Annotated in this window: 11 protein-coding genes, 2 pseudogenes and 1 CRISPR repeat array (1 of these 14 cut by a window edge); of the genes and pseudogenes, 6 read left to right on the forward strand and 7 right to left on the reverse strand. The window is 50.3% G+C overall.

Annotation, left to right across the window (positions count from 1 at the left end):
• Window positions 1–39 precede the first annotated feature (39 nt).
• Window positions 40–1,305 (reverse strand): efflux RND transporter periplasmic adaptor subunit, encoded by a 1,266-nt coding sequence (locus ACM1PF_RS10245; RefSeq protein ID WP_416674370.1) that lies wholly within the window; start codon window positions 1,303–1,305, stop codon window positions 40–42.
• Window positions 1,306–1,547: 242 nt separating this feature from the next.
• Here ACM1PF_RS10245 and ACM1PF_RS10250 point away from each other — a divergent pair.
• Window positions 1,548–2,431 (forward strand): annotated as a pseudogene (locus ACM1PF_RS10250) (LysR family transcriptional regulator).
• Window positions 2,432–2,501: 70 nt separating this feature from the next.
• On the opposite strand, the gene ACM1PF_RS10255 reads toward ACM1PF_RS10250, so the two are convergent.
• Both ACM1PF_RS10255 and ACM1PF_RS10260 read right to left on the reverse strand, forming a co-directional pair.
• Window positions 2,502–2,972, reverse strand: coding sequence for a DUF29 domain-containing protein (locus ACM1PF_RS10255; protein ID WP_416674371.1), 471 nt, complete (start codon window positions 2,970–2,972; stop codon window positions 2,502–2,504).
• A gap of 61 nt (window positions 2,973–3,033) precedes the next feature.
• A complete protein-coding gene (locus ACM1PF_RS10260) occupies window positions 3,034–3,507 on the reverse strand; it encodes a DUF29 domain-containing protein (protein ID WP_416674372.1) in 474 nt (157 codons plus the stop codon).
• A gap of 106 nt (window positions 3,508–3,613) precedes the next feature.
• Between ACM1PF_RS10260 and menD the strand changes: the two genes are divergently transcribed.
• From menD to ACM1PF_RS10280, 4 genes and pseudogenes are all read left to right on the forward strand, one after another.
• The gene (menD, locus tag ACM1PF_RS10265) at window positions 3,614–5,389 is read left to right on the forward strand and encodes a 2-succinyl-5-enolpyruvyl-6-hydroxy-3-cyclohexene-1-carboxylic-acid synthase (RefSeq protein WP_416674373.1); all 1,776 of its coding nucleotides are present in this window, start codon (window positions 3,614–3,616) and stop codon (window positions 5,387–5,389) included.
• 305 nt (window positions 5,390–5,694) lie between these two features.
• Window positions 5,695–6,150, forward strand: coding sequence for an RrF2 family transcriptional regulator (locus tag ACM1PF_RS10270; RefSeq protein ID WP_416674374.1), 456 nt, complete (start codon window positions 5,695–5,697; stop codon window positions 6,148–6,150).
• A gap of 100 nt (window positions 6,151–6,250) precedes the next feature.
• Window positions 6,251–7,213, forward strand: a complete 963-nt coding sequence (gene cysK, locus ACM1PF_RS10275) for a cysteine synthase A (RefSeq protein WP_416674375.1) — start codon at window positions 6,251–6,253, stop codon at window positions 7,211–7,213.
• A gap of 36 nt (window positions 7,214–7,249) precedes the next feature.
• Window positions 7,250–7,432 (forward strand): annotated as a pseudogene (locus ACM1PF_RS10280) (LysR family transcriptional regulator); the annotation flags it as partial.
• Here the strand turns inward: ACM1PF_RS10280 and ACM1PF_RS10285 are convergent.
• Window positions 7,397–7,558 carry an SDR family NAD(P)-dependent oxidoreductase gene (locus ACM1PF_RS10285; protein WP_416676615.1) on the reverse strand — a complete coding sequence of 54 codons (162 nt, stop codon included), beginning with the start codon at window positions 7,556–7,558 and terminating at the stop codon, window positions 7,397–7,399. The pseudogene ACM1PF_RS10280 and the gene ACM1PF_RS10285 overlap by 36 nt on opposite strands.
• 494 nt (window positions 7,559–8,052) lie before the next feature.
• On the opposite strand from ACM1PF_RS10285, the gene ACM1PF_RS10290 reads away from it, so the two are divergent.
• A complete protein-coding gene (locus tag ACM1PF_RS10290) occupies window positions 8,053–8,253 on the forward strand; it encodes a hypothetical protein (protein WP_416674376.1) in 201 nt (66 codons plus the stop codon).
• A gap of 137 nt (window positions 8,254–8,390) precedes the next feature.
• Here ACM1PF_RS10290 and ACM1PF_RS10295 read toward each other — a convergent pair whose 3' ends face one another.
• The 3 genes from ACM1PF_RS10295 to ACM1PF_RS10305 all read right to left on the reverse strand — a co-directional run bounded on the left by ACM1PF_RS10295 (window position 8,391) and on the right by ACM1PF_RS10305 (window position 9,481).
• On the reverse strand, window positions 8,391–8,687 hold the full coding sequence (locus tag ACM1PF_RS10295; RefSeq protein WP_416674377.1) for a type II toxin-antitoxin system RelE/ParE family toxin: 297 nt from the start codon (window positions 8,685–8,687) through the stop codon (window positions 8,391–8,393).
• The gene (locus tag ACM1PF_RS10300) at window positions 8,672–8,857 is read right to left on the reverse strand and encodes a hypothetical protein (protein WP_416674378.1); all 186 of its coding nucleotides are present in this window, start codon (window positions 8,855–8,857) and stop codon (window positions 8,672–8,674) included. Before ACM1PF_RS10300 ends, ACM1PF_RS10295 begins: the two co-directional genes overlap by 16 nt.
• A gap of 330 nt (window positions 8,858–9,187) precedes the next feature.
• Entirely contained in the window at window positions 9,188–9,481 is a 294-nt protein-coding gene (locus ACM1PF_RS10305; RefSeq protein ID WP_416674379.1) for a hypothetical protein, read from the reverse strand.
• An 853-nt stretch (window positions 9,482–10,334) separates the two neighbouring features.
• A CRISPR array of direct repeats spans window positions 10,335–12,529; the repeat unit is 36 nt; unit sequence GTTTCCATTAATTCGACTTCCGAAGAAGTCCGCGAC; it runs 768 nt beyond the window's last position.

Raw genomic sequence — 12,529 nt, forward strand, 5'->3', positions numbered from 1 at the left:
GGAAGAGGGAAATAGGAGTCGGGAGTCGGGAGTCAGGGGTCAGGGGTCAGAAGACAAAATGCTGGTGCGAATGGGTTCTCCGTCTTCCAGGGGTCTACCACTCCGGGCGATGTAGGTTTCACCTGGTTCTAAGCCCGATCGAATTTCGACACGACCGTTGGAACGATCGCCCACCTGTACCGATCGGGCCACTGCAATGGTTTCCTCGCCGTTTTGCTCCAGGACGAACAGGGTGGAGTTTTGCTCGCCTGCGGCAGGTTGTGAACGATCGCCTGCGGCTCTGAGGGCAGATTCGGGGATGACGATTCGGGCTGCCTGATCGGATTGAAATTGCACTCTGGCTAATAACCCGCTTCCCAGTTGCGCGCCAGGGTTGGGTAGGGTAATTTCGACGGGAATTAGACGGGCAGTCGGATCGGCAGCTGGGGAAATCCGCGTCACCTGACCGCGAAATTCTTGATTGGGGAAGGCATCAAACTGGACTTGCACCAACTGTCCGGCTCGCACGGCCGATCGCTCCAGTTCCGATACCTGAACGATCACTTTCACCTCGCTAAAATCCCCCAGCTTCAGGACTTCATCCCCTGGCTGCACCAGGTTTCCCGGTTCCGAGGTGCGCTCCAGTACCACACCGTTGATGGGGGAGATTAAGGCACTAAAATCTCGTCGTTCCAGTCCTTCAGAAACGGCGGCCTGCTGGGCTGAAACCCGTCGCTGGGCTGCCGTTACGGACTGCTGGCGGGTTCGCACTCGTTCTTCCGCCGATCGCAGGATCTGTTCCGCCGATCGCACGGCCGTTTGGGCTTGTTCGGTTTCCTGTTCCGTTACGGCCCCCTCATCCAACAATCGCTGTAATCGATCGGCATCGGCTTGAGCCTGTTCTAACCGAACTCGCGCTTCTTCCACCTGGGCCTGGGCATCGCTGACTTCCGCCTCCGCTCTGGCCACCTCAGACTCCAGGGCCGCTAATTCTGATTCCGATTGACTCAGCAAAATCGTCAGCAGCCGATCGTCTAATTGTCCCAATACCTCACCCTGACTGACCGGATCGCCCACATCTACGTTCAGGTTGATTAAGCGTCCTTCTGCCTGGGAACGCAAAGCCACCGATCGCACGGGTTCGGTGGTTCCGGTATAGCTCAATGGTTCATCCAGGGAACCCGTTTCAGCCACCGCAGTTTCCACGGCAACGGCTCCTCCACCCCGTTCTCCACTGGTACTCTGGGATTGAGCCTGTACTTCTCGATCGGGTAACAGGGCACAACCCGTTGTGGTGATGAATCCCACCGTAGCTAACCCAGCCATGACTACTGAAAATCCACGATCGGATCTCCGCCAGGGGAAGCGGAAATGCGGCAATCGCCAGCGTGAAATCTGAAAATCTGGTTTAAGCATTAACTTTTGTTAAGCTGCCTTCAGCTTAGTATTAACAGGACTTCGGGTAGAAAGCAAATCACACTTAGGGTAGAGTTTCTAAAGTCTTGCTTAAATTTTAAGGGTCATTGCAAAAAATGCACTAGCAAACAGTGAGCTAACCACGGGTGATGATCGAACTCCGGCATTTACGTTACTTTATCGCTGTGGCTGAAGAATTGCACTTTGGGCGAGCCGCGGAAAAGCTGCATATGGCTCAACCGCCCCTGAGTCAGCAGATTCGGCAGTTGGAGAATGAGTTGGGCTTTCAACTGTTCTATCGCACGAAGCGGAGTGTGGCGCTGACGGAAGCGGGGCAGGTATTTTTAGGAGAATGTCAGCGGATTTTTCGCCAGTTGGAGCAGGCGATTCAGACTGGACGACAGGTAAGCCGGGGAGAAGTGGGGCAGTTGGTGATTGGGTTTGTCAGTTCCGCCACCTACAATGTGCTGCCGGAAATCCTGCGATCGTTTCGTCTGGACGTTCCCGATGTGCGGCTGGAACTCCATGAGTTGACCACCGATCAGCAGGTGCAGTGGCTCCTGGAGGGACGGATGGATGTAGGATTTATTCGTCCGCCGGTGGATGAGTCGCGGTTGAGCCTGCTCCCGGTGATTCAGGAACCCCTGGTCGTTGCCCTGTCAGAGTTCCATCCTCTGGCAAACCAGGACACCGTTTCCCTATCCAGCCTGCTGCATCAACCGTTCGTCCTGTTTCCCCGCCCCTTGCGCCTGGATTGTACGACCAGATCATCAGCCTCTGTCATCAGGGTGGATTCAGCCCCAATGTGGTGCAGGAAGCCATTCAGATGCAAACGATCGTCAGTCTGGTGGCGGCGGAAATGGGCATTGCCATCGTCCCTGTGTCTCTGCAAAACCTCCAGCGGACGGGTGTAGTCTACAAACCCTTGCAGGAACCAACCCCCCAGGCGGCGATCGCCTTAGTTTGGCGACAGGAAGATACCTCGCCAACGGTGAATCGATTTCTGGCGATCGTGCAGGAGTTAGTGGAGGAGTAAGGGAGGACTGAGGGAGGAACAGTCTGGCGATCGACTGAGTGGACTGCCAAGAAAAGTGGGGGGATGGGAGCTATTTCGGTTGCCAGGGGAGCCAATCTTCATCCAGGGCTTGTTCCAGGGTAAACTCAGGCTCCTGGGGAATGAAAGCGGGTAACTCGATCGCCCGAAGCAGATTTTTTCTGGCTTTTTGATAGGAAGACAAAAACGTCTCGCTTAAAAACGGCTGGAGGCTAGGGCTATCTTTAAGAATCAACTCAATTTCTGAACGAAAATTATTAATTTCCAAGATCCAGCCTCTGAAACAGCGTTCCCGCTCAGATTCCCAGTATTTAAGCTTGAGAAGATGCTCACAGAGTCGTAGCAGATAACTTGATATCGCCCGCCTGTCGCTTTTACCCAAACTTTCGATCTCCTCAATTAAATTTTCCAGGTCAAGATTGTTGAAATCCTTTTCCCGTAGCTGCGCCACCGTTTGTTCTAGCCAAAGTTGGTAATCAGTGTCATACAACGAGGCTGATTTTAGGTTAACTTCTGACTGCATGATCAATCCTCCTTGGATTGGCGATCGCCCCACTCACAAGAAATATACGCCCACCTTGAATCTATTCTGGTTGCCAGGGAAGCCAATCTTCATCCAGGGCTTGTTCCAGGGTAAACTCAGGCTCCTGGGGAATCAAATGGGCATCCAACTCACTCGCAGCGAGGAAGAGCTTTCTACCATTTTTGTATTGTTTAGTGAAAACATCTGGCAAAAATGACTTCAAGCTGGGACTCGCTTCCAACTCTTCCTGAATTTGGAGTCTGAAGTTAATGATTTCCCGTTTCCATCCTCGCAAGCACATCTCTCGTTCCGATTCCCAGTATTGGATCTTGAGCAAATGTTCACACAATCGCATGAGGTAGCTGGAAACTGCATGTTTTTGGCTCCTTCCCAAACTTTCGATCTCCTCAATTAAATTTTCCAGGTCAAGGTTGCTGAAATCCTGGGCTTTCAACTGGGCAACGGTTTGATTGAGCCAGAGTTGATAGTCTGTGTCATATAATGCGACGGATTGGGGTTTGACTTCAGGTTGCATGATGGGATGCCTCTAATCGGGATCTCCTAAACTCTATTGAAATATCGCTATTGCAATATCGCTACACTCATCGAAAAAACTGTGCCTGTGCCACGCTTCAACTGCTATGTCAATTCAGTTTACTAACGTCAATTCAGTTTGGGCATCCATTCTAGTAGAAACCCTGTATCGCTTAGGGTTAACCACCGCGATCGTCTGCCCTGGTTCCCGTTCTGCTCCGTTGACCATTGCCTTGGCCCAACATCCTCAGATTGAAGCAATTCCGGTTTTAGATGAGCGATCGGCCGCATTTTTTGCCCTGGGAATGGCCCGTCAAACTCATCGGCCTGTGGCTTTGATCTGTACCTCTGGAACGGCAGGTGCGAACTTTTACCCGGCTGTGATTGAAGCGAAGGAAAGCGGTGTGCCCTTGCTGGTGCTGACGGCCGATCGTCCTCCAGAGTTGCGGGCCTGTAATGCAGGGCAGGCGATCGATCAGCAAAAGCTCTATGGTTCCTATGTCAATCATTACAGCGAACTAGCTCTGCCCGATCTTGCGCCAGATTTACTAGGCTACCTGCGCCAAACGGTGATTCAAGCCTGGGAACGATCGCTCTATCCAACTCCGGGCTGTGTGCATCTCAATATTCCATTCCGTGAACCCTTAGCCCCCATTCCCCAGGCAGAAGCTCAGGCATTGGGCGATCGGTTTGATGAGTCAGAATTTTTTGCAGCGATCGAAGATGGGTTGACCCAGGAACGGGCTGAGTGGCAGGAAACGGCAAAGCTTCAGGCTCTGGTGTCTCAAGTGGAACAATCCGATCGCGGGATTGTGATTGCGGGAGTGGCTCAATCTGGATCGCCGCAAGCCTACTGTCAGGCGATCGCCCATCTGGCCAAATCCTTGGGAGTGCCAGTCTTGGCGGAGGGACTGTCTCCGGTGCGGAACTATGCCAATCTTAATCCCTACTTGATTTCCACCTATGACTTAATTTTGCGCAATGAAGGCTGGGCGGAATCCCTCGCACCGGATTGGGTGATTCGAGTCGGGGAAATGCCCACCAGTAAAGAGCTACGGCAATGGTTGAGCCGAACGCTGCCCCGACAGTGGGTCATTGATCCGGGCGATCGCAACCTGGATCCGCTCCACGGTAAAACGATCCACCTGCGGCGATCGGTGATGCAACTGGCCGAGGATCTATCGCTTCAGGTGCAAACTCCCAGCCCCTATCTCACCCACTGGTGTGATGCAGAAGCTCACGTCCGTCAGGCGATCGACCCGACCTTTCAGGAGCTAGAATCCCTGGTGGAAAGTAAAGTGGCGTGGTTACTTTCCCAGCATCTACCCACCGGAACCCCCCTGTGGATTGCCAACAGTACCCCAGTGCGGGATGTGGAATGGTTCTGGAAACCTGGAAATACGCAGGTGCAACCGTTTTTTAATCGGGGAGCCAACGGGATTGATGGGACGCTCTCCAGCGCATTAGGCATGGCTCACTATCGTAGTGGCGTATTGCTCACCGGGGATCTGGCTCTGCTGCACGATACCAACGGTTTTTTGCTGCGCCCTCAGTTTCAGGGCCATCTGACCATTGTTTTAATCAACAACAACGGCGGCGGGATTTTTGAGCTATTGCCCATCGCTCAGTTCGAGCCCCCCTTTGAAGAATTTTTTGCCACTCCCCAGGCGATCGACTTTGCCCAACTCTGTGCCACCTACGGCGTGACCCACGAAGAAATTCAGTCCTGGAAACAGTTGATCCAACGGCTGAACCCGCTTCCGACCAATGGCATTCGGGTTCTGGAAGTTCGGTGCGATCGCAAGGCCGATGCGGGGTGGCGCAAAACCGCTTTGAAGCAATTTGCCCAGAATTCAATCCAGAATATTAATTCAGGATATTAATCCATTGCCGATCCCCTGGCTCAACTCGCTGCCGCAAATTTTTCTTCATCCTTTACAAAAAGCACCACCAGCAACCTGCACTGTCCTCTACCATTGCAGCTAGAAAATAATTATCACCATTTAGTCAATCAAGTTACCGTATTTTCCAATTTAGATGGCATAATAATTAAGTTCCTTCTAAAGAACTTAAAACCGATCGACAAATCGTACTTAAGGTAAAGATCCCAATTGTTCAGACCCATAGAGGCGACTTGCTCTGCACACCCAGGTGGATTCGTTGCTGTGACTATCCGCTTGCGGTTCTAATGATTGACTTTCCAGTGGATACTATTGCCGTGGAACTCTCAGCCCGAATTGAGTATGCCCTGCTTGCCCTCCTGGAAATGGCAAGCCGTCCCGATCGCAGAGAACCAATCAAAATCAACGAAATCACTGCGAATCAACCGATTCCTGACCGCTACCTGGAACAGATCCTCACCAGTTTGCGGCGCGGTGGCATTGTCCAGAGCCAGCGAGGAGCCAGGGGTGGCTATATCCTGACGCGGGAACCCTGGCAAATTACCCTGCTGGAAGTGGTCAGTTCCATTGAAGGCGATCGCAAGGAGAAAGGCTCGAATTCCAGCATTGAGCGAGATTTGGTCAATGAAGTCTGGCAACAGGCGGATGATGCCTTTAAAGCTATCCTCAGTCGGTACACGCTGGAGGATCTTTGTCAGCGACGCAATGACCAACTGCAAGTCAACCCGATGTACCACATTTAGAACGGGTTAAGAATCGGCTTTTGTCCGGGAGATTGGTCTATAAGTTTTGCATTGGAACATGGGAAACCCAAACGAAACTCAGAAGAAAAGGAAAACTGTGATGAAAATTGCCAATGATATTACAGAGCTGATTGGACACACGCCCCTGGTTCGGCTCAACCGCATTCCCCAGGCAGAAGGTAGCGTCGCGCAAATTGTGGTGAAGCTGGAAAGTATGAATCCGGCGGCTTCGGTGAAAGATCGGATTGGGGTCAGCATGGTGCTGGAAGCAGAACGGACAGGGCAAATTCAACCGGGAAAAACCATCCTGGTGGAGCCAACGTCGGGGAACACGGGAATCGCTCTGGCAATGGTGGCTGCGGCACGGGGCTATCGGCTGATTTTGACCATGCCCGATACGATGAGTTTGGAACGGCGGGCCATGCTGAAGGGGTACGGGGCAGAACTGGAACTCACCCCTGGCATGGAAGGGATGCGGGGAGCAATCCGGCGGGCGGAAGAGATTGCAGCCAAAGCACCCCATGCCTTGATGCTGCAACAGTTTAGCAATCCGGCTAATCCGAAAATTCACCGGGAAACGACGGCTGAGGAGATCTGGCAGGACACCGATGGCCAGGTGGATATTTTGATTTCAGGAGTCGGAACGGGGGGAACCCTGACGGGTGTAGCAGAGGTTTTAAAGTCCCGCAAACCCTCGTTTCAGGCGATCGCCGTTGAACCCGCTAGCAGTCCGATTCTCTCTGGCGGACAACCCGGATCCCACAAGATTCAGGGGATTGGAGCCGGATTTGTACCGAAGGTGCTGCGGACAGACTTGATTGATGAAGTGGTGCAGGTCACGGATGAAGAAGCGATCGCCTTTGGACGACGGTTAGCCAGGGAAGAGGGGTTACTCTCTGGAATTTCCTCTGGGGCAGCATTGGCAGCAGCGATTCGAGTTGGTCAACGACCGGAGAACGAAGGGAAGCTAATTGTCATGGTGCAGCCCAGCTTTGGCGAACGCTACCTCAGTACGCCCTTGTTTAAGGATCTGGAAACACCGGAGCCAGCCTTGGCGCGGTAAACCATCCAATTAACAGCGGGAACGATCGCAGTCTAAATGTCTTTAGAACAGTTGCGGATTTTTTGCGGTGGTAGGGCATCAACCCTTTACCCGTGCGGCTGAAGAACTGTATATCACTCAACCTGCTGTCAGTGCGGCGATCCAGAGTTTAGAAAGAGTTTGGAAAAGGAATACAGCATCAAGCTATTCCATCGGGTGGGTCGTCGCATTGAAATCACTTTTGATGTCTGTAATTGCAACCTTTGCCCCTTCTTTAGCCAACAGTGTGCAAGTGGCTTTACCAATACCAACTGCACCACCCGTAACAATCACGATTTTATTCTTAACTCGATTCATGACAATCATCCGTTATTTATGTACATAACTAATGCTGCTGCATACAGTTTGTTTTTCTTAAATGCTTGAACTAACGACTGTAAGTCTCATCCGTCTTTAGCATGATTTGAGTAAGGGCTTTCTTGCGGTCTCAAGAAGCTTAAAGGGTGTTTTGCGAACCAATCTCTCTACAAAGTTTCATCAAAAAGTATTGGGATACGCTTGATCTTCTCCCGGCATATCCCTTATGCTATTGCGATGCTGGTTGTTTCGACGAGAAGGAGCCAGTGAACCCATCCGGCTTAAGGTGAGGTCTGCGCTGATTAGGGAAGCTAGCAACAACCCTAACCAGCTAACCTGACTCTCTGGTACAAGCAGAGAGCTAGGCTGTGCTGATTGTAGATCATGTATCGACAATCGATCGCCTCGCTGTTTCAGTAAGGAGTCTGGGGGGCTGTTCCTGGAACGATTCCCCACGCCTTAAGCTTTTCTTCCCTTACGCCATTTACAGCGAGGAACTAAATATGTCTTCAGAGTTCAATGAACTGCTGCCCGTCGCTCAAGACGATCGGGCCCAACTTTGGATTATCGGCACCCGCGATCAGGTGATTTTCACCATGAATGAGCTTTACGTCCGACGAGTCGCAACCGATCGGGTTCAGTTTACCCCCATCATTCCGGCTCCCTTTGCGGCTGGAAAGTACATGACGGTGTTGGTGCGTTAGTGCAAGGAGGGAAAAACCTAAAAGATAGGTGAGGCATGAAAATCAAATAACCGGAAACTCCTGTGGGGCGGGCAGCGTTTCGTCTAAGCTCAAGCCGAAGCCTTGCCTGCCCAGATTCAGAACGGTTAATAAACAGACTAAAGTTCAAGGCTCTGTTGAGATGAATGCCAAAAGCGCACAATACTGATAAGCTTCTTGTCTTCGTCAACTCTGTAAACAATTCGATATGGCTTCAGAATCAGTTGCCGAATATTGGGATTGTCGAACTCAGGCACTTTCTGCCCCCTAAACGGGAACTGACTCAACTCCTTAGTCTTTGCAAGCAGACTTTGCCCTACCTTCCTTGCAGAATTTGGATTGTCCAAAGCAATATATCGGACAATTGATTCCAGATCTCCAACCGCTTTTGGAGAAAATATTATGGTGTAGTCCACGCTTCTATCATGCCCTCAACCGCCTCGACGGACACCCCTTGTCCCTGATCAATCTCATCCAAGCCCTCTTTAACCGCAGCGATGAACTCGATTTCCTGAAGAATTTCACGGAGCGTTACTTCGGAGGGCAAACGGTTCAGAAGTTCAATGACTGCTTCTTTATCACTCATTGCAATTCACGGTCTTGGTGGATGGATAGTCCAAATTTTAGCGCACTTCTCGTATAGCTTGCAGAAGTAACCCGATCGCCTTCAGTCCGTGTATCACAATTTTTGTATCATTCTCTGTCGGCTTCGATTTTCCGATCGCCCGCAGATCGATCGCGGGCTACCTGAACAAGTCTGAGCAATCAGACTGAGGCAGGGTTTCAGTCCATTTGAATGGACTTGATTTTATAGCCCGCCATTCATTCGCGGGTGGTGTGGCGGGTCAGCCAACACAGTGAAATTTACAGATCGCTACAAGTTATTTGATCCGTGATCCCTGTGGTCTGGCTCACATCAGGCTACTGGCGTTACAGATTCATAAAGCTCTTTCCCTGCTTCTCCCTCAAACCATTCATCTTCGTTTACTTCCTCAATCCATTCCGCCAAGGCTTCATCCTCCAGCCATTCCATTAACGCTTCAGGGGTAGTGTTAAGTAAATTCGCCAAGGTAAAGACTGAAACCTTTGGCTGGGCATCAAAAAACAAGACCCCAGGAATCTGCTCGCGCTGGATAAATTGCAGCAGTAATTCAGGTTCAGTTCCTAAAAGCGATGCGGAGGTTGTTAAATCCAGTGTCAGACGAGGCATGGGAAGGGTTTGGGTATGGATATGCTTAAAAACTATTGTAGTTGATGCTTAGAGGGAAGGAGGAAGAGAGAAGAGGGAAGAGGGAAAGAAGAATGAACCCGATCGCCTTCAGTCCGTCTGTCACAATTTTTGTGTCATTTCCCTGTCAGCTTCGATTTTCCGATCGCCACAGATCAATCGCAGGCTACCTGAACCAGTCTGATCAATCAGGCTGAGAGGGAGTTTGAGTCCATTTCAATGGACTTGCTTTCATAGCCCGCCATTCATTCGCGGGTGGTGTGGCGGGTCAACAGGCACAGTAAAATTTACAGTTCCTCCGATCGCCCATTCACTTCTCCATTCCAAATCCGATCGCTGTTCGTTCTTTAGAAGATGTTTTAAAAGTCCTGCTGTTGGTAGCAAAACGGTTTGGATCCCCCTAAATCCCCCTTAATAAGGGGGACTTTGAGTTCGGTTCCCCCCTTTTTAAGGGGGGTTAGGGGGGATCTAAGGTGCCCAAAAGCACAACAGAAAACTTTTCAAACACCCTCTTATTCTAAAACCGATCGCCCATTCACTTCTGGATTCCAGACTCGATCGCCTAATTATCCTTCTTTTTTCTTTTCTTCCGACCTCCCTCTTCAATCTTCACACTTTCAAAGCGTTTCCATTAAGTCAACTTCCGAAGAAGTTTTGAGAGGCAAACCCTGTAACAGGTGCCAAGAACGGAGTGTTTCCATTAAGTCAACTTCCGAAGAAGTTTTGAGGTTCCTTCACTCGTTGACGTGATGCTTAGCCTTCTGGGGTTTCCATTAAGTCAACTTCCGAAGAAGTTTTGAGAAGTGGTCGATTTTGCAAACGAGAACAACATCACGTTTCCATTAATTCGACTTCCGAAGAAGTCCGCGACTTGAACGAAATAAAAAAATCACAGCGCAGAGAAAGCAACAACGGGTTTCCATTAATTCGACTTCCGAAGAAGTCCGCGACAGTGGTAGCACTCAGTTATCATCCAGGAGTATTGGTAACGTTTCCATTAATTCGACTTCCGAAGAAGTCCGCGACCCTAGTAGAGAACGCGGCAAGTTTCGCCAATGGTAATACGTTTCCATTAATTCGACTTCCGAAGAAGTCCGCGACGTGATCAGTTCCTTAGGGAGAGTTAACCCTTTATTGCGTTTCCATTAATTCGACTTCCGAAGAAGTCCGCGACTCAAGCGTGACCCATCGGGCGGAACCATCCTGCTCAGTTTCCATTAATTCGACTTCCGAAGAAGTCCGCGACAGAGGTAAACGTAACCGACCAAGAGGCACAGTATGGACTTGTTTCCATTAATTCGACTTCCGAAGAAGTCCGCGACTTCATCAATGGACAGGAACAAATGCACGAGCAACAGTGTTTCCATTAATTCGACTTCCGAAGAAGTCCGCGACTTGTTTGTAGAGATTCCAGAGAACAGTCAAGGTAGATTGTTTCCATTAATTCGACTTCCGAAGAAGTCCGCGACTTGTTGTTCCTAGAATTTCTCAGGGAGAACGCACATAAAGTTTCCATTAATTCGACTTCCGAAGAAGTCCGCGACTGGCATCGTCAAACAGTTGACCCGAACGCTCGTACTCATGTTTCCATTAATTCGACTTCCGAAGAAGTCCGCGACAGGTGATTGAGTACGGTGTTCGTTCGTCCGGTGCTGGGTTTCCATTAATTCGACTTCCGAAGAAGTCCGCGACACAGGCAAGGACAAAGCTCTTAGCCGCGCTGAACGTGCCGTTTCCATTAATTCGACTTCCGAAGAAGTCCGCGACTTGGGGTTGTCAACACCTGCCGCCGATACTTTGTCACGAAGTTTCCATTAATTCGACTTCCGAAGAAGTCCGCGACCCTGTATCTATACAATCTTGCATTACAGGGTTAGAGGAGGTTTCCATTAATTCGACTTCCGAAGAAGTCCGCGACGAATCGCTGTATGAGTTGGCGATCGAGTTATTTGTTGAGTTTCCATTAATTCGACTTCCGAAGAAGTCCGCGACGAGTTTATCGGGCGGAAATGTAGGCAAGTCGTGTGTTTTGGCTGGTTTCCATTAATTCGACTTCCGAAGAAGTCCGCGACCGAGGTACACATTGGGAAGATATGGGATATTACCGGTTTCCATTAATTCGACTTCCGAAGAAGTCCGCGACGGCTTCTATGGACGATTGGGCGGACTGGATGAACCGCAGGTTTCCATTAATTCGACTTCCGAAGAAGTCCGCGACTCAAGACCTACGGCTCTGGTGTGCTGGGCACTAACCGAGTTTCCATTAATTCGACTTCCGAAGAAGTCCGCGACTCTTCCGTAATGACCCTAATGCGGATCTATACGTTATTGATGTGTTTCCATTAATTCGACTTCCGAAGAAGTCCGCGACAAGGGGCGAAGAAGTACGGTGAGTACAACTACCTACTCGTTTCCATTAATTCGACTTCCGAAGAAGTCCGCGACCAATCAGTTCTAACCTGGATGTTATGTGTGATTGGGGTTTCCATTAATTCGACTTCCGAAGAAGTCCGCGACTGAGGTTGAAGCCGTCCGGCAAACCCATTGCGCGAATCAGTTTCCATTAATTCGACTTCCGAAGAAGTCCGCGACCCCTTCATCACTCCAGTAACCGATGCATGGTGTCATGCTGTTTCCATTAATTCGACTTCCGAAGAAGTCCGCGACAGAGAAGATGCCCTACTGTGGGCGCAACGTCAACACATAATGTTTCCATTAATTCGACTTCCGAAGAAGTCCGCGACGAACTATTACCCAACGGACACCCTCCAGCCAAGTACTGTTTCCATTAATTCGACTTCCGAAGAAGTCCGCGACGGAACCATACAATCATGCCAGCTATAAATAACCCCTTGGTTTCCATTAATTCGACTTCCGAAGAAGTCCGCGACTTCTAGGGGATATCCTGACCGAGACTATGCAAGAACTCAGTTTCCATTAATTCGACTTCCGAAGAAGTCCGCGACGCTTCAGCCAAGGAGCTGTACTTGGCGCAGCAGATCTCGTTTCCATTAATTCGACTTCCGAAGA

The organism is Egbenema bharatensis FJBBOT/2019, assembly GCF_048077055.1.
Lineage (GTDB): Bacteria > Cyanobacteriota > Cyanobacteriia > Elainellales > Elainellaceae > Egbenema > Egbenema bharatensis.

What these genes read in the sequence shown, in the direction of transcription:
- ACM1PF_RS10305 (WP_416674379.1), bottom strand. Translation starts at nt 9,481, where the DNA reads ATGCCTCGTCTGACACTGGATTTAACAACCTCCGCATCGCTTTTAGGA.
- menD (WP_416674373.1), top strand. Translation starts at nt 3,614, where the DNA reads ATGTCAATTCAGTTTACTAACGTCAATTCAGTTTGGGCATCCATTCTA.
- ACM1PF_RS10285 (WP_416676615.1), bottom strand. Translation starts at nt 7,558, where the DNA reads ATGATTGTCATGAATCGAGTTAAGAATAAAATCGTGATTGTTACGGGT.
- ACM1PF_RS10300 (WP_416674378.1), bottom strand. Translation starts at nt 8,857, where the DNA reads ATGAGTGATAAAGAAGCAGTCATTGAACTTCTGAACCGTTTGCCCTCC.
- ACM1PF_RS10270 (WP_416674374.1), top strand. Translation starts at nt 5,695, where the DNA reads ATGATTGACTTTCCAGTGGATACTATTGCCGTGGAACTCTCAGCCCGA.
- ACM1PF_RS10290 (WP_416674376.1), top strand. Translation starts at nt 8,053, where the DNA reads ATGTCTTCAGAGTTCAATGAACTGCTGCCCGTCGCTCAAGACGATCGG.
- cysK (WP_416674375.1), top strand. Translation starts at nt 6,251, where the DNA reads ATGAAAATTGCCAATGATATTACAGAGCTGATTGGACACACGCCCCTG.
- ACM1PF_RS10260 (WP_416674372.1), bottom strand. Translation starts at nt 3,507, where the DNA reads ATGCAACCTGAAGTCAAACCCCAATCCGTCGCATTATATGACACAGAC.
- ACM1PF_RS10255 (WP_416674371.1), bottom strand. Translation starts at nt 2,972, where the DNA reads ATGCAGTCAGAAGTTAACCTAAAATCAGCCTCGTTGTATGACACTGAT.
- ACM1PF_RS10245 (WP_416674370.1), bottom strand. Translation starts at nt 1,305, where the DNA reads ATGGCTGGGTTAGCTACGGTGGGATTCATCACCACAACGGGTTGTGCC.